Source organism: Acidovorax facilis (assembly GCF_023913775.1).
Lineage (GTDB): Bacteria > Pseudomonadota > Gammaproteobacteria > Burkholderiales > Burkholderiaceae_C > Acidovorax > Acidovorax facilis.
Genome location: NZ_JAMXAX010000005.1, coordinates 36,910 through 55,461, shown reverse-complemented (window position 1 = coordinate 55,461; position 18,552 = coordinate 36,910). Strand labels below are relative to the sequence as shown.

Here is an 18,552-nt window from a genome sequence, read left to right as displayed (position 1 = left end):
GTTTACAGCGCCTCCCCACGCTTGATTTCATGTTCGATCTCTTCCTGGATCGTGCTCCACTGCCGCAGGAACTGGCGGCGGCAGAGTTCAAAAAGTCCAAAGCCCGTGACCATCACGAAAATGGCGCCAAACCAGCTCGTAAAGCCCGCGGCATTGAGCGTGGCCCCTAGGAACGTCAGTTCTGGCCCCAGGGCCGCGTTGAGCTGCAGGTGGTAGGTCATCTCGATCATGCAGGCTGCGCCCATCACCCCCACCAGCGCCGTGCCGCCCAGCGCCAGGTAAGAACTCCAGAGCTGACGCAGCTTGCCGTACTTGGCCAGCCGCAGGTTCATCATGATCAGGCTGGCAATGCCTCCGGGCGCATACATCACCATGAACAGGAACACCAGGCCCAGGTACAACAACCATGCCTTGGACAGTTCGGACAGCAACACCGATGCCAGCACCAACAGCACCGCGCCGATGATGGGGCCGAAGAAGAACGTTGCCCCCCCGAGGAATGTGAACAGCAGGTAGCCGCCGGAGCGAATCACGCTCAGGCTGTCAGCTCCCGTGATGATCTCGAAGTTGATTGTGGCCAGCCCACCTCCGATACCGGCAAAAAAGCCCGCGATGATGAATGCGAAGTAGCGCACACGCTGAGTGTTGTAGCCGATGAACTCGACGCGCTCGGGGTTGTCGCGCACAGCGTTCAGGATGCGGCCCAGCGGCGTGCCGGTGAATGCAAACATGGCGGCAGTGCAGACAAAACAGTACGCTGCAATCAGGTAGTACACCTGAATCGCAGGCCCGAAAGTGATGCCAAAGAAGGCTTTGCCATACACCCGGTCCGTGGTGATGCCGCCTTCTCCGCCGAAGAACTCGGGGAACATCAGCGCCATGGAGGCCACCAGTTCGCCAATACCCAGCGTGATCATTGCGAAGGTGGTGCCCGACTTCTTGGTAGTGACAAAACCGAGCAGGATGGCAAAAAATGCCCCTGCCAGGCCGCCCACCAGTGGAATGAAAACCAGCGGAATGTGCACAGAGCCCTTGGTGGCCATGTTCATTGCATGAATGGCGATGAACGAACCCAGGCCGGTGTAGACCGCATGGCCAAAGCTCAGCATGCCGCCCTGCCCCAGCAGGATGTTGTAGGACAGGCAGATGATGATCAGGTAGCCGATCTGCGAGAGCATGGTCAGCGCCAGGCTGCTGCGAAACAGCATGGGCGCCACGATGAGCATGACCGCGAACAACGTCCAGATGATGAGGCGCCCGACGTTCCAGGGCTTGAACCGGTAGTGCGACGTGGCGCTGGAAGCGACAGTAGTGGTTGTAGTGGAATTCATGGCATCAGTCCTCCCGCGTGCCCAGCAAGCCCTTGGGGCGGAAGATCAGGATCAGCACGAGGAACAGGTAGGGCAGGATGGGCGCGACCTGGGAAATCGTGAGCTTGAGCAAGGGGTAGCCGAAGGTTTGGTCAGTCACCGCCACGCCCACGGCCTTGAAGACATGGATCAGAGAGTAGTCCAGCGCCACGGCAAAGGTCTGCACCAGACCGATGAGCAGCGATGCCAGGAAGGCACCTGCCAGCGAGCCCATGCCACCCACCACCACCACGACAAAGATGATGGAACCCACTGAGGCCGCCATCGCAGGCTCGGTGACATAGGTGTTGCCACCGATCACCCCCGCCAGGCCGGCCAGCGCGGCACCACCGCCAAACACCAGCATGAAGACGCGCGGCACGTTGTGGCCCAACGCCTCGACCATCTCGGGGTACTTGAGGGCGGCCTGGATGACGAGACCGATGCGCGTGCGTGTGAGCAGCAGCCACACCGACACCAGCATCAGCAGGGCCACGAGCATCACAAACGAGCGCGACTTGGGAAATTGCGTGCCATAGAGCGAAAACAGCGGACCCTGCAATTGCTCGGGCAGGCCATAAGGCACCGTGGAACGGCCCCAGACCAGTTGCACCACTTCCAGAATGAGGTAGGACAGGCCGAACGTGACCAGCAGTTCGGGCACGTGGCCGAACTTGTGCACCCGGCGCAGGCAATAGCGCTCGAACGCGGCCCCCAGCGCAAACACGACGAGGGGTGCCAGCACCAGCGCTGGCCAGAAGCCCACCACCCCAGAGATGGTGAACGCGAAGTAGGCACCCAGCATGTAGAAGCTGGTGTGTGCAAAGTTGAGCACGCCCATCATGCTGAAGATCAGCGTGAGGCCGGAACTCAGCATGAACAGCAGGAGCCCGTAGCTCACGCCGTTCAGCAAAGAGATCACGAAAAACTCAGGATTCATTGGAATTTTTCACTGCAGGGGTAAAAAAAAGGCCCGAGTGGTCGGGCCTCGAAGCGATTGCGCAAGGCTTACGGGCGCTTCATCTGGCACGACGTGGGCGTGCTCGCCACATAGGGCTCGTAGTACTTCACAGGCACAAAGGTGTAACCCGTGTTTTCAGAGTCGATCGGGAACTTGCCGCCAGCCTTCTCCCACTTGGAGATGAACAGGCCCTGCTGCAGTTGGTGATCGGTCTTGCGCATCTCGACTTCGCCATTGAAGCTCTTGAACTTCATGCCCTCGAACGCAGCAGCCACCTTGACCGGATCGGTCGACTTGGCCTTGGTAAAACCTTCGGACAGCATCGTGAATGCGTGGTAAACCGCGCCCGTGTACATGTCGTCGTTGAACTTCTTCTTGTAGTCCACCACGATCTGGTTCAGCGGCCCGGGCAGGTTCATGTGGGCATAGGCCACCATGTAGACGCGCCCTGCTGCGGCCGAGCCCATAGCGGTGGGGCTGCCAGTGACCGAGCCGTAGTAGGTGTAGAAGTTGACGTTGTTCAGGCCCGCGTCGTTGGCGGCCTTGATCAGCAGCGCCAGATCAGAACCCCAGTTGCCGGTGATCACGCTGTCGGCGCCCGATTGCTTGATCTTGGCAATGTAGGGAGAGAAATCACGCACCTGAGCCAGCGGGTGCAGATCGTCGCCGACGAACTGCACGTCAGGGCGCTTGCGCTGCATCATTTCCTTGGCGAACTTGGAGACCTGGTGGCCGTGCGAGTAGTTCTGGTTGATCAGGTAGACCTTCTTGACCTCGGGCATGTCCTTCATGTACGTGGTCAGGGCTTCCATCTTCATGGAGGTGTCAGCGTCCAAGCGGAAGTGCCAGTAGCTGCACTTGCTGTTGGTGAGGTCTGGGTCCACGGCAGCGTAGTTCAGGAACAGGACTTCCTTGCCAGGGTTGCGCGCGTTGTGCTTTTCCAGCGCATCCATGATCGCCAGTGCGGGGCCGGAGCCGTTGCCCTGCACCACGTAGCGCGCACCCTGGTCCATGGCCGAGCGCAGGGCGCTGGTGGTTTCCTGGGGACTGAGTTTGTTGTCGATGCCGATGATTTCGAATTTGACGCCTGCAGGGTTCTTCTTGTTGAACTCTTCTGCGATGAACTGGAAGCTCTTGAGCTGGTTCGTTCCCACTGCCGCCATCAGGCCAGACAGGGGGTCGAGCCAGGCGATTTTCACCGTCTCGCCCTTTTGAGCGAAGGCCCCGCCAGCGCTTGCCAAGATTACCGAGGCTGCTACAGCCTTAATAGCGAACTTCATGCTTTTGTCTCCTTGTAAATCGACACAACGCAGCGTACCGCGTTGCAACAAAGCGATGCTCAGGGATTGCCCCTACCAGCGTCGCACACGTGACTGGCGCAGCACTCCCCCGAGCGCGCACCAGCCTGGGGCAATGCAAAAAATGGCGTTCGCAAGCGATGCGCGCATGTGCACTGCCCCACCCTGATCACAGGCCTGGAAGCTTGTAATCCTTGAGCTGCTCACGCAGCTTGGTCTTGAGCATCTTGCCGGTGGCGCCCAATGGAATGGCATCAACGAACACCACGTCATCGGGGATCTGCCACTTGGCCGTCTTGCCTTCGTAGAAGGCCAGCAGCTCTTCGCGCGTCACCTCGGTGCCCGGCCGCTTGACCACGGCCACGATGGGGCGCTCGTCCCACTTGGGGTGGGGCATACCCACACAGGCCGCCATGGCAATTGCGGGGTGGGCCATCGCAATGTTCTCGATGTCGATGGAACTGATCCACTCGCCACCGGACTTGATCACATCCTTGCTGCGGTCGGTGATCTGCATGAAGCCGTCAGCGTCGATGGTGGCCACATCGCCCGTGGGGAACCAGCCCCGGCCCTGCGCGTCTTTGACGAGCGGATTGCCGCCCTCGCCCTTGAAATAGCTGCCGACGATCCACGGCCCCTTGACCAGCAAATCCCCATAGGTCTTGCCATCCCAAGGCAACTCGCTGCCATCGCCCCCTACGATCTTCATGTCCACACCGTAGATCGCGCGGCCCTGCTTTTGCAGGATCTTCATCTGGTCATCCTTGGACATGGCCAGGTGCTTGTTCTTCAAGGTGCACAGCGTGCCCAGCGGGCTCATCTCGGTCGTGCCCCAGGCGTGCAGCACCTCCACGCCGTAGTCTTCCTTGAAGGCATGGATCATGGCGGGCGGGCAGGCCGAGCCACCGATGACAGTGCGGCGCAGCGTGGAGAACTTCAGACCCGCAGGCTTCATGTGGCCGAGCATCATCTGCCACACGGTGGGCACGCCAGCTGCGTAGGTAACCTTTTCGCCTTCGATCAGTTCGTAAATCGACTTTCCATCCATGGCGGGACCAGGGAACACCAGCTTGCAACCCGTGAGGGCCGCTGAGTAAGGAATGCCCCAGGCATTGACGTGGAACATGGGCACCACCGGCAGCACGGAGTCGCGTGCGGAAAGGCACATCACATCAGGCAGCGCTGCCGCATAGGCATGCAGCGTGGTCGAACGGTGGCTGTACAGCGCGGCCTTGGGGTTGCCCGTGGTGCCGCTCGTGTAGCACATGCTCGACGCGGAGTTCTCGTCAAACTCGGGCCAGGCGTAGTCGGGCGACTGCGCACCGAGCCAGGCTTCGTAACTGGTGAGGCCAGGGATGCCTGAATCCGCAGGCAGCTTGTCGGCATCACACAGCGCCACCCACTTCTTCACCGTGGGGCACCTGGCATGCACGGCCTGCACGAGGGGCAGAAAGGTCACATCAAAACACAGCACCTGATCTTCGGCATGGTTCATGATCCACGCAATCTGGTCGGGGTGCAGGCGCGGGTTCACGGTGTGCAGCACACGGCCCGAGCCGCTCACACCAAAGTACATCTCCATGTGGCGGTAGCCGTTCCAGGCCAGCGTGGCTACGCGGTCGCTGAACTGCAGTTTCATTTCATCCAGCGCATTGGCCAGGCGGCGTGCGCGGACAGCCAGATCGCGGTAGGTGTAGCGATGGATGTCGCCCTCGACCCGGCGGGACACGATTTCGGCGTCGCCATGGTGGCGCTCGGCGAACTCGATCAGCGACGAAATCAGCAACGGTTGGCTCTGCATCAGGCCCAGCATGTGTGCTCCTTGGATGTTGTAGTGAAGGGAACGATCATCGTAGCGCGGGGGTTCTCATGGCGGTGTCGCCCAGGCAAGCGGCCCCGCCAGACCGACACCCCCAACAGGGGTTCAGTGTGCGCGTGTCCAGCGTGCCTGCCAACACCTGTCGTCCCGTTGACAAAGGGCAAGGGAATACCCTGAACGTACGGTCCCCGAACAACGACAATCACGCCCATGCTCAGCTCCGCGCCGTCCGCACAGCGATTCATCGAAGCCCAGCCCTGGTTTGCAGGTGTCCCCGTGGCCCTGCAGGAGAGGCTGCGCGACGAGGTGTCCGTGCAGCACGCCGACAAGGGAACAGTCATGATGCCGGCCGGCAGCGCGGTACAAGGCTGGCATGCAGTGTTGTCAGGCTTGGTGATGCTGCAAAGCCCCGCCAGCCAGGGCCGCGCCTCGGCGTTCATCGGGGTACCTGACGGCGAGTGGTTTGGCGAAGGCTCAGCCATGAAACCCGAGCCCCGCCGGTACCACGTTGTGGCCTTGCGGCCCACCACGCTGCTGTGCCTGCCTCTGCCACTGTTTGCCACGCTGCGCGAGACCAGCCTGGGCTTCAACCAGTTTCTGGTGCAGCACCTAAACATGCGCCTGGGCCAGGCCATGACGATCATCGAGGCCGGGCGCACGCAATCCCCCGAACACCGCGTAGCGCTGTACCTGAGCCGCCTGTTCTGGCGCAGCACACGGCGGTTGAACCTCACGCAGGAAGAGCTCGGCCAACTGGTGGGCCTGTCACGCCAGACGGTGAACAAGGTACTGCGTGTGCTGGAAGGCCGGGGCATCGTGTCGCTGGACTTCGGCCGTGTGGCTATCGTGGACGACGAGGCGCTGAACGCATACCTCGCCGCCACTGCGGCACGCTGACGCACTGCAGAGTGCATAAGCACGTTCACACTCACTGCACGCTCAGGCGCATGGCCTTCTGGTCGGCGTCGAACACGAGCCGACTGGGCCATGGCGTCCAGTTTTGGTTGACCGTTGCGTTGTTCGGGTTGCCCGTGTGCACAAAGGCACGCATGGTGTCCATCATCGCGCGCGACAGCGCCAGTCGGCCGGGCTGATTGGCCGTGCTGTTGGTGGCCTTGGCAAAGACCGAAGGTCCAAAGTTGCCGAACAGGAACGGCAGGTCAAACGCATGCGCCGCGCCGTACACATCGTTCCAGGGCGCGGGCTGCTGGGCCCAGTTGAACTGGTAGCTCCATACCGTGGATTGCTGACTGCGCAGGGTATTGAGCAGGTTGTCGCGGCTCGGATCGATGAACACGCTGCCCAGCAGGCGGGTGCGCGCGTTGTAGCCCGTGCCGGGCGCCGTGACCGGCAGGTAAGAGGCATCCAGGATGTCGCCAGCCGTGAGCGTGGTGGGAGCATCGGGGTTGAAGTTCTGCATCATCACAAAGCGCTCGGCGTCGGAGATCTTCATGCCCGGCTTGCCGCCCAGCAGCGCCAGGAAAGGCGCAAACAGCTTGCCCTCCTCGCCCGTGTAGCCAGACAGCACGGGCACCTTGTGATAGCGGCTAGCGCCCATTTCGGCGATCGGATCTGCGGGCACCACCACGCCATCAGGGATGGGGCCCGAGCCCGTGAGACCGTTCTTGAGCACCGTCTGCAGCACTACCCGCGCGTCCTTGCCACGCAGGTAGCTGGCTACCTGCGCAGGGGGCCATCCCGCAACGAGCGCCTGTGCATCAGCAAGCGCAGGCGCCAGGCCATCAGCCAGCGCCAGATGCGCCAGCAGCATGCCCGCCTGCGCGGTGTACCGGGAGGCCGGGTTGAGCGTGGGAATCGAACCGGGCGGCAGGTTCGTCGCCAGCGAAATTCCGCCACTGACCGGTACGAGCTTGTGGAACAACCCCGCGGCCTGGGGCGCGACCAGCAGCGCCAGCGCGTTGATGGCGCCCGCGGACTGCCCCATCAGCGTGACATTGCCAGCATTGCCGCCAAAGCTGGCAATATTGTTCTGGATGAAGCGAAGTGCCTGCACGTTGTCGAGCAGCGCGTAGTTGCCGGTGTAGGGCTGCGTACCGGCGTGCAGTGGCGGCATCTGGAAGTAGCCCAGAACGTCGAGCCGGTAGTTGGCCGTGACCACCACGGCGTTGGCAGACCGTGCCAGCGAAGCGCCGTCGTAGACGGGATCGGCCGTGTAGCCCGAGATGGCACTCCCGCCATGCAGGAACAGCAGCACAGGCAGCTTGTCTTGCGAGGTGGCTGGGCGCCAGATATTGAGGGTCAGGCAGTCCTCGCTGCCTACCGGCGTGCCCAGAGTCTCGCCAATCGTGTTGTCAAACCGGTTGTTGGCACCGGGGCCGTAGATGCGGCCCATTTGCAGGCAGGCACTGCCAAAACGTGTGGCGTCACGCTCTCCGGACCAGGCGGCTGGGGCTGCGGGCGGTTGCCAGCGCAGCTCGCCCACGGGTGGCTTGGCAAAAGGAACACCTTTCCACGCGTAGGTGCCGGTCACCGCACTGTCGTCCACACCGCGCAAGGTGCCGTACACCGTCTCGCGCACCTCGGGCGCAGAGCCGGAACCACCGCCGCAGCCCACCATTGCTGCGGCCGAAAACACCGCTCCCAACCATTGCAAACGCCAGCGCGAATCGACCATGTCTTGTCTCCTTGGGGGTTTTCAGGAATGGGTCGGGCCTCTGTCTGCAGTCACACTACGGGCAGGGCACAACCTCGGAGGCGATTGTGGGAACCGGGTGGCGTTTGGCTACTATCGCAACCTTGCCAAAACACTGACTTCAGGCCACCACCGCGCGTAAACCCTGATCCGCCATTTCTTCTACTCGCCACCCCATGACTCCCCGCACAAGCTCTGCCGCCTGGGTGCGCGGCATCACCGACATGATGGCCGCCGAAGGCTTGCCTGCTGCCGAGTTATGCGCCGAAGCGGGCATCGATCTGGCGGCGCTGCAACTGCCACAAACCCGTGTTGATGTGGACAAGATCAGCCGCCTGTGGGAGCTGGCGGTGGCACGTTCGGGCAAGGTGGCGCTGGGGCTGTGCCCGCAGCTCACGGCGCGCTACGGCAATGTGGATGTGGTGGGCTACGCGCTGGCGTCCGGCCCCAACCTGCTGGTGGGTTTTCAGCACCTCACGCGCCACATGGCGGTGATCTCGGACTGCACCACCTTCGCGCTGGACCACGATGCACGCGGCTACTGGATCTCCATCGCGCACATCGGCGCCACCCGCCCCATTCCGCGCCAGCGTGTCGAATACGCCCTGCTCACACTGTTCACGCTGTGCTGCTGGCTCACACGCCGGGAGCTTCGCCCTCTGGCTGTGGAGCTGACCACGCCACAACCCGCCGCTACCGGTGAGGCGCCCTACCATGTGGCGTTTGGCATGCTGCCCCGCTTCGGGCAGGCAGCCAACCGGTTTTTGCTGGCCGAGGCCGATCTGCGGGCCGACATCCCCACACACAACCCCAGCCTGTGGGCCCTGCACGAGCGGCTGGTAGAGACCGAACTGGACCACCTGGGCCAGTCTCTCACCAGCACACGCGTGCGCACCGAGGTAGCCCGCATCCTGCACCGGGGCGAGCCCCGCCGCGAAGACGTGGCCGCGCGCCTGCACCTGACGGACCGCACGCTGCAGCGGCGCCTGCAGGCCGAATCCGTCAGTTACCAGCAGTTGCTGGACGACACCCGCTGTGAACTGGCACGCCAGTACCTCAGCGACGAGCGCCGAAGCCTGGCCGAGGTGGCCGACCTGCTGGGCTTTGCCGACCAGAGCAACCTGTTTCGGGCCTGCAAGCGCTGGTTTGGCCTCCCGCCGGGCCAGTACCGCGCGCAGGTGCTGTACCCCGAGGCCGAAGGCCAAGGCTCTACCCAGGCCGCATAGGCCGGGCCGTGGTCCAAGGCCCTGCAAGCGCCGGGGCATCCGGGGTGCGAGACAATCCACCCATGAACCTGCCCGCCGAAAGCGTGACCCCCACCGCCGATATCGGCCTGGCCTGGAAGCACGGATTTGCCGCCCTGGGACCGGACTTTTTCACCGAACTGCGCCCCACTCCGCTGCCCGCCCCCCACTGGGTGGGCACCAGCACTGCCGTTGCACAGCTGATCGGCCTTGACGCTGACTGGCTGCAGCGGGACGAAGCCCTGCAAGCCTTCACCGGCAATACGCTGCTTGCAGGCTCTCGGCCCCTGGCCAGCGTCTACAGCGGCCACCAGTTCGGCGTGTGGGCCGGCCAACTGGGTGATGGCCGCGCCATCTTGCTGGGAGAAACTGCGGCGGGCCTCGAAATCCAGCTCAAGGGCGCTGGCCGCACCCCCTACTCCCGCATGGGCGACGGGCGCGCTGTGCTGCGCTCCAGCATCCGTGAATTCCTGTGCAGCGAGGCCATGCATGGCCTGGGCATTCCGACATCGCGCGCACTGTGCATCACCGGTTCGCCCGCACCCGTGCGCCGTGAAGAGGTTGAGACGGCCTCCGTAGTGACGCGGGTGGCCCCCAGCTTTGTGCGTTTTGGCCATTTCGAGCACTTTGCAGCCAACGACCTGCAAGCACAGCTCAAGACCCTGGCCGACTACGTTATCGCCCGCTACTACCCCGAATGCCGGGACACCCGCGACTTCGGCGGCAACGCGTATGCCGCCCTGCTGCAGGACGTGAGCGAACGCACCGCACACCTGATGGCACAGTGGCAGGCAGTGGGCTTTTGCCATGGGGTGATGAACACCGACAACATGAGCATCCTGGGGCTGACCATTGACTACGGTCCTTTCCAGTTTCTGGACGCCTTTGTGCCCGGCCATGTGTGCAACCACAGCGACAACCAGGGCCGCTATGCCTACAACCGCCAGCCCAATGTGGCGTACTGGAACCTGTTCTGCCTGGCGCAGGCCTTGCTGCCACTGATCGGCGACCAGGAACTGGCGAAGGGGGCCCTGGAGTCCTACAAGACCGTGTTCCCGGAAGCGTTCATGGCCCGCATGCGCAGCAAACTGGGGCTGGCCCAGGCACGCGAGAAAGATGCAGAACTGATCGACGGCATCTTGGTACTGCTGGCCCAGAACGCCGTGGACCACACCATCTTCTGGCGCCGCCTGTCGCACGCGGTGCAACAGGACGATTTTGAGCCGGTGCGCGACCTGTTCGCCGACCGTACCGCCTTTAACAACTGGTTGCTATCATATTCAGAGCTATTGGCGCTTGATAATAAAGCGCTAGCGGCTAATTTGATGCTAAAAACCAATCCCAAGTTCGTTTTGCGCAACCACCTGGGCGAGCAGGCCATACGTGCCGCGAAACTTGGCGACTTCAGCGAACTCCAAACCCTGCAGCGGCTGCTGGAGCACCCCTTTGACGAGCACCCCGGGCACGACGCCTACGCAGCCTTCCCGCCCGACTGGGCCTCTTCCATCGAGATCAGCTGTTCATCATGACCTACCCCGTTCAGAAATCCGATGCCGAATGGCAAGCCATCCTCAAGGACAAGGGCGCCGAGCCCGTCGCGTTGCAGGTGACGCGCCACGCCGCCACCGAGCGGCCATTCACCGGCAAATACGAAGCCCATTGGGCCGATGGCAGCTACCACTGCATCTGCTGCGGTGCGAAACTGTTCGATTCCGTCACCAAGTTCGACGCAGGCTGCGGCTGGCCCAGCTTCTCGCAAGCCATCCCCGGCGCCATCACCGAGATCGTGGACCGCAGCCATGGCATGGTCCGCACGGAGACCGTGTGTGCACAATGCGGGGCCCACCTGGGCCATGTCTTTGAAGATGGCCCCACCCCCACCGGCCTGCGCTACTGCATGAACTCGGCCTCGCTGGATTTCGAATCCGGCAAGGACTGAGCCCCGAGACCCGCCCCCTGACCCCATGAAAATTCTGATCGACTTCTTCCCCATCCTGCTGTTCTTCGGGGCCTACAAGTTCTATGGCATCTATGTGGGCACTGCGGTGCTGATGGGTGCCACGGTCGCTCAAATGGCGCTGATCTACGCCATCGACCGGCGCCTGCAGACCATGCACAAGGTCACCCTGGTGCTGATCCTGCTGTTCGGCACGCTCACGCTGGTGCTGCAGGACGACCGCTTCATCAAGTGGAAGCCCACGGTGCTGTACGGCGCCATGTCCATCGCCCTCGCGGTAGCGGTGTGGGCCATGAAGAAGAACTTCCTCAAGATGCTGCTGGGCAGCCAGCTGACGCTGCCAGAGAGCGTGTGGCACCGGCTGAACGTTGCCTGGATCGTGTACTGCGCCTTCATGTCGGCCATCAACGCGTATGTCGTGGTCAACTTCAGCACCGAGGCCTGGGTGGATTTCAAGCTCTGGGGCTACGCCTTCCCTCTGGTCTTCCTGGTGGGCCAGGGCATCTATGTGGCGCCCCACATCAAGGGCGACGAAGGCGACGAGCCTGCTGCCTGAAGGACAACCTGCCATGACCTCCCTCGCTCAGCAAATGCACCAGACCCTGGCGGACCGTCTTACACCCACCGCCCTGGAAGTGCTTGATGAAAGTGCCGCCCATGCAGGGCACGCGGGCGCCAACGGCACCGGCTTTGGCACCCATTTTCGGGTGCGCATTTCGTCACCTTTGTTTACAGGCAAGCCCCGCGTTGCGCAGCATCGCCTTGTGTATGATGCGCTGCAAGAATTTATTGACCAAGGCGTTCACGCCCTCGCCATTGAAGTTCTCTGAACCGGCCCCCATATCCTCTGTTGCCGGAACTCAGCTGGCAAACAACCTCTCATTTTTTGGATTCCGCATGAAGAAACAGCTCCTGTCCGGCCTCGTGGCCGCTGCCGTGCTGGGCACGTTGGCCCTGCCCGTTTCCGCCCAGAATGTCGCCATCGTCAATGGCAAGGCCGTGCCAAAAGAGCGCGTTGAAGCCCTCAAGCAGCAGGTGGAACGCTCGGGCCGTCCTGTAACGCCTGACATCGAAGGCCAGATCAAGGAAGAAGTCATCACCCGCGAAATCTTCATGCAGGAAGCGCAAAAGCGCGGCCTGGAAGGCTCGGCAGACTACAAGGCACAAATGGATCTGGCCCGCCAGACCATTCTGATCCGCGAACTGTTCGCCGACTACCAGAAAAAGAACCCGGTGACCGACGCCGAGATCCAGGCTGAGTACGACAAGTTCGTGGCAGCCAACAGCGGCAAGGAATACAAGGCCAGCCACATCCTGGTGGAAAAGGAAGCGGATGCCAAGGCCATCATCGCCTCCATCAAGAAGGGCGCCAAGTTTGAAGACATCGCCAAGAAGCAGTCCAAGGACCCAGGTTCTGGCGCCAAGGGTGGCGACCTGGATTGGGCCAATCCTTCGAGCTACGTGAGCGAATTCACGGAAGCACTGGTCAAGCTCCAAAAGGGCAAGATGACCGACGCTCCCGTGAAGAGCCAGTTCGGCTGGCACGTTATCCGCCTGGACGACGTGCGCCAAGCAGAACTGCCCAAGCTGGAAGAAGTGAAGCCCCAGGTGGCCCAGCAGCTGCAACAGCAAAAGCTGGCCAAGTTCCAGGAAGACCTGCGCGCCAAGGCCAAGGTCGAGTAACTGGCAAGGCAACTGCGCATCTGCTTTGGCAATGCACTCAAAAAACGCGGCCCAGGCCGCGTTTTTTTATGGGCGGGTGGAAAACCGCCCCACGGTGACCGGAGCGGCAGCGGGGCCTATGGGTGCAGACCCCAGAGCGGTCCCCGGCCCACTAACCCCTCGTTATCCAGGCTACCGCCATCAGCAGCCCAATCATGACCGGCTGGTGCACCATGTAATAGCTCAGGCTCCACCGCCCCAGCAGTGCCAGCGGCTGCAAGCCTTGGGGAACCCGCCACCCCAGCCAGTGGCCCCGACCCGCAGCCATGGCCCATTGGCCGGCAGCCAGCCCCCACCAAAACACCCCCAACCACGGCAGCACGGGTACGTAGTCTTCGGTAAAAGGCTTGCGCGACACCAGACCCAGCCAGTTGAGCGCGCGCCCATTGAACCAGGGCGCAGCTTCAGCCCATGCACCCACCAAAAGCTGGTGCGCTACCGATGGCAACGCCACAGCCACCAACCCGGCAAACCACAGCCACCTATCCCACCCTGCGGTACACCGGGCAATGAGCAGCATCACAGCCATACCGTGCAGCACGCCAAAATGGATGAAGCTGTGGGGAAACATCACGAACGACCCCGCAGACACCAGCAGCGCGCAGCCAGCGATCTGCAACCACCGCCGACCAAACCGAGCCCACCCCTGCCCCTGGTGCAGCGCAATGGCCTGCCCCAGCCCGGCGCAGAACAGGAACAAGCTCACGATCACCGTCCGCTGCGAGGTCCAGAATGGGTCGGCGCGGAAATTCTGCGGCCAGAAGCCCAGATGGCTCAGGTCAAAGCAAAAGTGGAAGACCGTCATCCACACCATTGCCAGGCCGCGCAATGCATCTACGCTGTCATAACGTGGTGACGGCTGGAGCGAGGAGAACGGGGCAGGCGGCAAGGGAAGCGCACGGTTCATGGCAATACCAGCGGAAGGTGTCGGTGCGGACACTTGCCCGCCCTATGGGCCAGATGGTACGCAAATCCAACTCCGTCTTGCCACGCGGGTCGAACCATACATTCCAACAAGCAAAAAGAATGCGGGCAAGAAAAAAGGCCTTGCAGCATGTGCTGCAAGGCCTTCAAACATTGGTCGGAGCGGCGGGATTCGAACTCGCGACCCTCTGCTCCCAAAGCAGATGCGCTACCAGGCTGCGCTACGCTCCGACAGCTCGTATTCTAACCCGGCAATTTCCCTGTTTTTGGTTCAACGCGTGCTTTTTGTGATTTTTTTAAAAGCACGGTGCGAAGACCTGAACCGGGAAAGCACCGCCTCTGGGAGAAACAGTGCGCAGATGAAGGAACACAAGAAACCGTTTGCCCCAAGAGCCGGAACAAGCAAGCGCCAGTCCGTGTCTCCCCGGGGCCGAATATCAACGATTGCCCGAAGGGCCGGGACCGCGACCGGCCAGATGGCGGAACGTGATGCGTCCTTTGGACAAATCGTAGGGCGACATTTCCAACGACACCTTGTCACCCGCCAGAATGCGGATGTGGTGCTTGCGCATCTTGCCGCCCGTGTAGGCGATCAGTTGGTGACCGTTGTCCAGCGTCACGCGAAAGCGCGAGTCGGGAAGGACTTCCGTCACGGAGCCTTGCATTTCAATGAGTTCTTCTTTGGCCATGTTCTATCTTTTCAAAACAAATATTCTGTGATCGGCACCTGACGCTTGTGCATCCACCACGGCAGCTACGGCGTGGTCGGTGCTCGACACACGGTGCATTGCGGGCGGTGGGAGTCGCTGCACCCGGGGCGCAGATCAGGCAGAGGGCCGGGGGAGACGGCTTCAATGGACAGGCATAAGCACTGTGCAAAGCCTGTCAATTGTACCGCGATGTACCGCGTCTTGCCTATGGGGCAGCTTGCTCTTCGGTCGGCGCACGCCCGCGCACCGAGGTGGCACCCGCAGAGCCTCCCTCGTCGCGCCCTTGCACAGCTGCTGCCAACGTCCGCACAAGGTCCGTCTGTGTGATCACCCCTACCAGACGGCCCTCGCTCTCCACAATGGGAATATGGTGGTGCCCGCCCTGGGAAAACAGAAGGACGAGATCCATGGCGTGCTGCCCCACGTGGGCCACCTGGACCGGGTGCGACATGATTTCGCCCACATTCTGGGGCTGCCCCGTACGCCCCATGACCAGCATCCGTAAACGCTGCCCCAAACCTTCATGCATATCCAGGTTGGCCAGCCGCATGAAGTCCGCCACCGTCACGATACCTACCACCAGGCGTTGAGCATCCACCACGGGCAGCGCCTTGATCTGCTGGGCACGCATCAACGCCCAGGCGTCTTTAAGGGAAATCCCCGCCTCCACCGCAAACGGTGGCCTTGACATGATGTCCGAACAGCGAACCTCCCCCAGCGTCCGCTGGAAGGCTGCACGGCCCGCCAAGTGCAACAGCCCTTCCAGATCGGCACGGCTCACGTCCAGCACCTGGTTGTAGTGTGCCAACGCTGCATCCACATCCGAGGCGGTAAAAGCGCCCTGAGCAATATCGGTTCGGGCCGCCATCCACTGAGGATGGGGGTACCGGCGCCCTGTCAGGCCGTTGTAGACCACGGCCGAGACCAAGAGAACGATCACATTGAACAGGATGGGAAATGCGGCCAGATGCCACCCGCCCCCCGCGGTCAGCACGACATACAGCGCCATTGCTCCGCCCGGTGGATGCAGGCAACGCAGGGGCACCATCAGCGCAATAGCCAACCCCACCGCAACCGCCCCTGCAAGTGCCGGGTCTGGGATGAACGCGGAGCAAACTGCGCCCACCAGCGCAGACAAAGTACTTCCTCCCAGGACCGGCCAGGGCTGGGCCAGTGGACTGGACGGCATGCCAAACACCAGGACCGCACTCGCCCCCAGCGATGCCACCATCCAGGGACCTGCGCTGCTTCCCCCTGCCCACCAGCGGCTGAGTAATCCCGTCAGCAGTACACCGATCACGGCGCCCACAATGAAGCGAAGCCTTTCGCGTCCGTCGATACCTAACGGTGCGGGCCAGAAATGGCGCAACCACCGGGCTAGACGCACCCGCATGGATTGGGAAGTGGACGATGAAGATGGGGCTGATGAAAGGGGCATGAAGCAATCGGAAACATGCGGTTTGCCCGCCTTCCGGCGAGACGGGGCGCAGCCCCTTCAAGAGCAGGCAACACCGGCCTCCAGAGTTACCCATGCCTCCATTTTGCAGGGCATTGAAGCACTCCCATCCAGAGAGCCCCCACACTCGCGGCCAAACAACCCGTCAGGGCTTTCAGAACCGTGCCTATGCTCGAAACTACTGATACCGGAGGCTCAAATAGCTGCCCACAGCAAAAATCACACGATCTATACTGCACAAAAAGCACAAAACTGCACTTTAATTCATGAACTTGGTTCTATGTCCGTCAAGCAGCCCTTGGTAAACCCATCATCGGCGAGCCTCTGCCGCCGGGCCCGGTTGCAGTCCTCGGGCACCTCGCAATGCGGGAGCCCCTTGCCCAACGGTACGGGTAACCCATAGGTATTCACCACCGAATGCTTGCAGTAAATTACTTTAAGCCTAAACAAAGGAGACAAGTCCAATGACCACCCGCCGCCTCGTCATCAGCCGTAGCGCCGCCCTCGTGGGCGCCGCATCTACAGGGCTGTTGCTGCCCTCCATCGTGCGTGCGCAAAGCGGCAAGGTGCGCGTGGGCTTCATGCTGCCCTACACCGGTACCTTTGCACAACTGGGGGTCGCCATCGAAAACGGCGTGCGCCTGGCCATAGACCAGCAGGGTGGCAAGCTCGGCGGTCGCGAGATCGAATGGTTCAAGGTGGACGACGAGTCCGAGCCCAGCAAGGGTGTCGAGAACGCGAGCAAGCTGGTGCAGCGCGACAAGGTGGATGTGCTGATTGGCACCGTGCATTCAGGTGTGCAGATGGGCATTCAGAAGGTGGCGCGCGATACGGGGGTTCTCAACCTGATTCCCAACGCCGGCGTGCATGCCGCCACGCGCGCACTGTGTGCCCCCAACGTTTTCCGTACTTCGTTCAGCAATTCCCAGCCCACGCTGGCCCTGGGCAAAGCCATGGTCGAAAAGGGCCACAAGAAGGCTGTGTGGATCACCTGGAAATACGCGGCAGGGGACGAAGCCTTCGAAGGCTTCAAGCAAAGCTACACTGCAGCCGGCGGCACCATCGTGAAGGAACTGGGTCTGCCCTTCCCCAACGTGGAATTCCAGGCGCTGCTGACCGAAATCGCCGCTCTCAAGCCCGACGCCGTGGCCTGCTTCTTCGCGGGCGGCGGTGCTGCCAAGTTCATCAAGGACTATGCGGCCGCAGGCCTCAAGGACAAGATTCCGCTGTACGGCTCGGGCTTCCTCACCGAAGGCGTGCTGGACGCTGCCGGCCCCGCTGCCGAAGGCATCATCACGACCATGCACTACAGCGACTCGCTGGACACACCGCGCAACAAGCAATTCCGCCTGGAATACGCCAAGGCCTTCCGCAGCCAGCCCGATGTGTACGCGGTACAGGGCTACGACACCGGCCTTCTGCTGGTGCAGGGCGCCAACGCCGTCAAGGGCGACCTGTCCGCCAAGGCTGCCATCATCAAGGCGATGGAAAGCGCCACCATCGACAGCCCGCGCGGCAAGTGGACGATGAGCAAGGCACACAACCCCGTGCAGGACATCTACCTGCGCCGCGTCGAGAACAAGGAAAACAAGGTGATTGGCATTGCCGCCAAGGCCCTGGCCGACAGCGGTGCCGGCTGCCGCATGGGCTGACGCGCTCACCCCACTGCCCGGGGCACGGCGCGTGCTGGACTTCGGGTCCGGTCCGCCCCGCAGCTTTGACACAATACATTGATGGACTGCCGCCATGGCAGGCCTGTCTGCTGTGCGCCCGGACTTTGCGGCCACCTTGCCTTCCACCCAATCCTATGTCGCTCAGTACCTACCTGCTCTACCTTGCCGCAGTGGCCCTGCTGGTTCTTTCGCCCGGCCCGACGATGCTCATGTGCATGACCAATTCTCTGCAGCACGGCCCGCGCAAGGCCCTCGCCGCTGCTGCAGGCAGCGTGACGGCAGTGCTGGGCACCATGTTGCTTTCGGCCCTGGGCCTTGGCGCATTGCTGGCGGCATCGGAAACCGCCTTCTGGGTGCTCAAGGCTGCCGGCGCGGCGTATCTGATCTGGCTTGGCATCAAGACGTTTCGCAGCCAGACAACGGTGTTCGACGAGATGCCCGCAAACAGCACGCAGACCAAGGCCGTGGTGCCTGCGCGCAAGCTCTACATCCAGGGTCTGATCGTGGGCGGCAGCAACCCCAAGGCCCTGCTGTTCTTCACGGCGTTCTTCCCCCAGTTTCTGGACCCGACCGCCGCATGGGCACCGCAGTTTGCCGTGCTGGCAAGCACCTTTGTGGCTTTTGAATTCACGGTTCTCACGCTGTGTGCACTGGGTGTAGCACGGCTGGCACCCGTTTTGCGCTCTGGCGCACGCATGCGCTGGTTCAACCGCATTTCGGGCGGCCTGTTCACGTTGATGGGCACCCTTTTGCTGGCGACACGCCGCGCTACCTGATCCCCTGTCT

The 18,552-nt window shown here is 62.2% G+C and carries 17 protein-coding genes and 1 tRNA gene; 9 read left to right on the top strand and 9 right to left on the bottom strand.

The features are described 5' to 3' along the window. Window positions 1–2: 2 nt before the first annotated feature. The 4 genes from NFX52_RS03270 to NFX52_RS03255 all read right to left on the bottom strand — a co-directional run bounded on the left by NFX52_RS03270 (window position 3) and on the right by NFX52_RS03255 (window position 5,421). Window positions 3–1,331, bottom strand: a complete 1,329-nt coding sequence (locus NFX52_RS03270) for a branched-chain amino acid ABC transporter permease (protein WP_055394030.1) — start codon at window positions 1,329–1,331, stop codon at window positions 3–5. Between the two features lie 4 nt (window positions 1,332–1,335). Beyond that, a complete protein-coding gene (locus NFX52_RS03265; protein WP_055394032.1) occupies window positions 1,336–2,289 on the bottom strand; it encodes a branched-chain amino acid ABC transporter permease in 954 nt (317 codons plus the stop codon). Between the two features lie 68 nt (window positions 2,290–2,357). Continuing rightward, window positions 2,358–3,590, bottom strand: a complete 1,233-nt coding sequence (locus NFX52_RS03260) for a branched-chain amino acid ABC transporter substrate-binding protein (protein ID WP_055394034.1) — start codon at window positions 3,588–3,590, stop codon at window positions 2,358–2,360. 187 nt (window positions 3,591–3,777) lie between these two features. Then, window positions 3,778–5,421: a 3-(methylthio)propionyl-CoA ligase gene (locus NFX52_RS03255; protein ID WP_252635382.1), complete on the bottom strand. Its 1,644-nt coding sequence runs from the start codon at window positions 5,419–5,421 to the stop codon at window positions 3,778–3,780. Between the two features lie 216 nt (window positions 5,422–5,637). Here NFX52_RS03255 and NFX52_RS03250 point away from each other — a divergent pair, with 216 nt between their 5' ends. After that, a complete protein-coding gene (locus NFX52_RS03250) occupies window positions 5,638–6,324 on the top strand; it encodes a Crp/Fnr family transcriptional regulator (RefSeq protein WP_055394037.1) in 687 nt (228 codons plus the stop codon). Between the two features lie 31 nt (window positions 6,325–6,355). On the opposite strand, the gene NFX52_RS03245 is transcribed toward NFX52_RS03250, so the two are convergent. After that, on the bottom strand, window positions 6,356–8,062 hold the full coding sequence (locus NFX52_RS03245; RefSeq protein ID WP_055394039.1) for a carboxylesterase/lipase family protein: 1,707 nt from the start codon (window positions 8,060–8,062) through the stop codon (window positions 6,356–6,358). Window positions 8,063–8,256: 194 nt separating this feature from the next. Here NFX52_RS03245 and NFX52_RS03240 point away from each other — a divergent pair, with 194 nt between their 5' ends. The 6 genes from NFX52_RS03240 to NFX52_RS03215 all read left to right on the top strand — a co-directional run bounded on the left by NFX52_RS03240 (window position 8,257) and on the right by NFX52_RS03215 (window position 12,964). Beyond that, on the top strand, window positions 8,257–9,306 hold the full coding sequence (locus NFX52_RS03240) for an AraC family transcriptional regulator (protein ID WP_207401887.1): 1,050 nt from the start codon (window positions 8,257–8,259) through the stop codon (window positions 9,304–9,306). 62 nt (window positions 9,307–9,368) lie between these two features. Then, complete coding sequence (locus NFX52_RS03235) at window positions 9,369–10,853, top strand: protein adenylyltransferase SelO (protein ID WP_207401888.1); 1,485 nt, start codon at window positions 9,369–9,371, stop codon at window positions 10,851–10,853. Continuing rightward, window positions 10,850–11,263 carry a peptide-methionine (R)-S-oxide reductase MsrB gene (gene msrB, locus NFX52_RS03230; RefSeq protein WP_055394045.1) on the top strand — a complete coding sequence of 138 codons (414 nt, stop codon included), beginning with the start codon at window positions 10,850–10,852 and terminating at the stop codon, window positions 11,261–11,263. Before NFX52_RS03235 ends, msrB begins: the two co-directional genes overlap by 4 nt. A 25-nt stretch (window positions 11,264–11,288) precedes the next feature. Next, window positions 11,289–11,837, top strand: a complete 549-nt coding sequence (locus NFX52_RS03225; protein WP_055394047.1) for a septation protein A — start codon at window positions 11,289–11,291, stop codon at window positions 11,835–11,837. A 13-nt stretch (window positions 11,838–11,850) separates the two neighbouring features. Continuing rightward, window positions 11,851–12,111 (top strand): BolA family protein, encoded by a 261-nt coding sequence (locus tag NFX52_RS03220; protein ID WP_055394049.1) that lies wholly within the window; start codon window positions 11,851–11,853, stop codon window positions 12,109–12,111. A 67-nt stretch (window positions 12,112–12,178) separates the two neighbouring features. After that, complete coding sequence (locus NFX52_RS03215) at window positions 12,179–12,964, top strand: peptidylprolyl isomerase (RefSeq protein WP_055394051.1); 786 nt, start codon at window positions 12,179–12,181, stop codon at window positions 12,962–12,964. Between the two features lie 151 nt (window positions 12,965–13,115). Here the strand turns inward: NFX52_RS03215 and NFX52_RS03210 are convergent, their stop codons facing one another. The 4 genes from NFX52_RS03210 to NFX52_RS03195 all read right to left on the bottom strand — a co-directional run bounded on the left by NFX52_RS03210 (window position 13,116) and on the right by NFX52_RS03195 (window position 16,075). Then, entirely contained in the window at window positions 13,116–13,910 is a 795-nt protein-coding gene (locus NFX52_RS03210) for an acetyltransferase domain-containing protein (protein WP_055394053.1), read from the bottom strand. Window positions 13,911–14,081: 171 nt separating this feature from the next. Continuing rightward, window positions 14,082–14,158 (bottom strand) — tRNA-Pro (locus NFX52_RS03205). Window positions 14,159–14,364: 206 nt separating this feature from the next. After that, the gene (infA, locus tag NFX52_RS03200) at window positions 14,365–14,616 is read right to left on the bottom strand and encodes a translation initiation factor IF-1 (protein ID WP_010465645.1); all 252 of its coding nucleotides are present in this window, start codon (window positions 14,614–14,616) and stop codon (window positions 14,365–14,367) included. A gap of 226 nt (window positions 14,617–14,842) precedes the next feature. Beyond that, window positions 14,843–16,075, bottom strand: coding sequence for an HPP family protein (locus tag NFX52_RS03195; RefSeq protein ID WP_435301285.1), 1,233 nt, complete (start codon window positions 16,073–16,075; stop codon window positions 14,843–14,845). A 482-nt stretch (window positions 16,076–16,557) separates the two neighbouring features. On the opposite strand from NFX52_RS03195, the gene NFX52_RS03190 reads away from it, so the two are divergent. Further along, window positions 16,558–17,745 (top strand): ABC transporter substrate-binding protein, encoded by a 1,188-nt coding sequence (locus tag NFX52_RS03190; protein ID WP_055394056.1) that lies wholly within the window; start codon window positions 16,558–16,560, stop codon window positions 17,743–17,745. A 155-nt stretch (window positions 17,746–17,900) separates the two neighbouring features. Next, window positions 17,901–18,542: a LysE family translocator gene (locus NFX52_RS03185; protein WP_055394059.1), complete on the top strand. Its 642-nt coding sequence runs from the start codon at window positions 17,901–17,903 to the stop codon at window positions 18,540–18,542. Window positions 18,543–18,552: the final 10 nt, after the last annotated feature.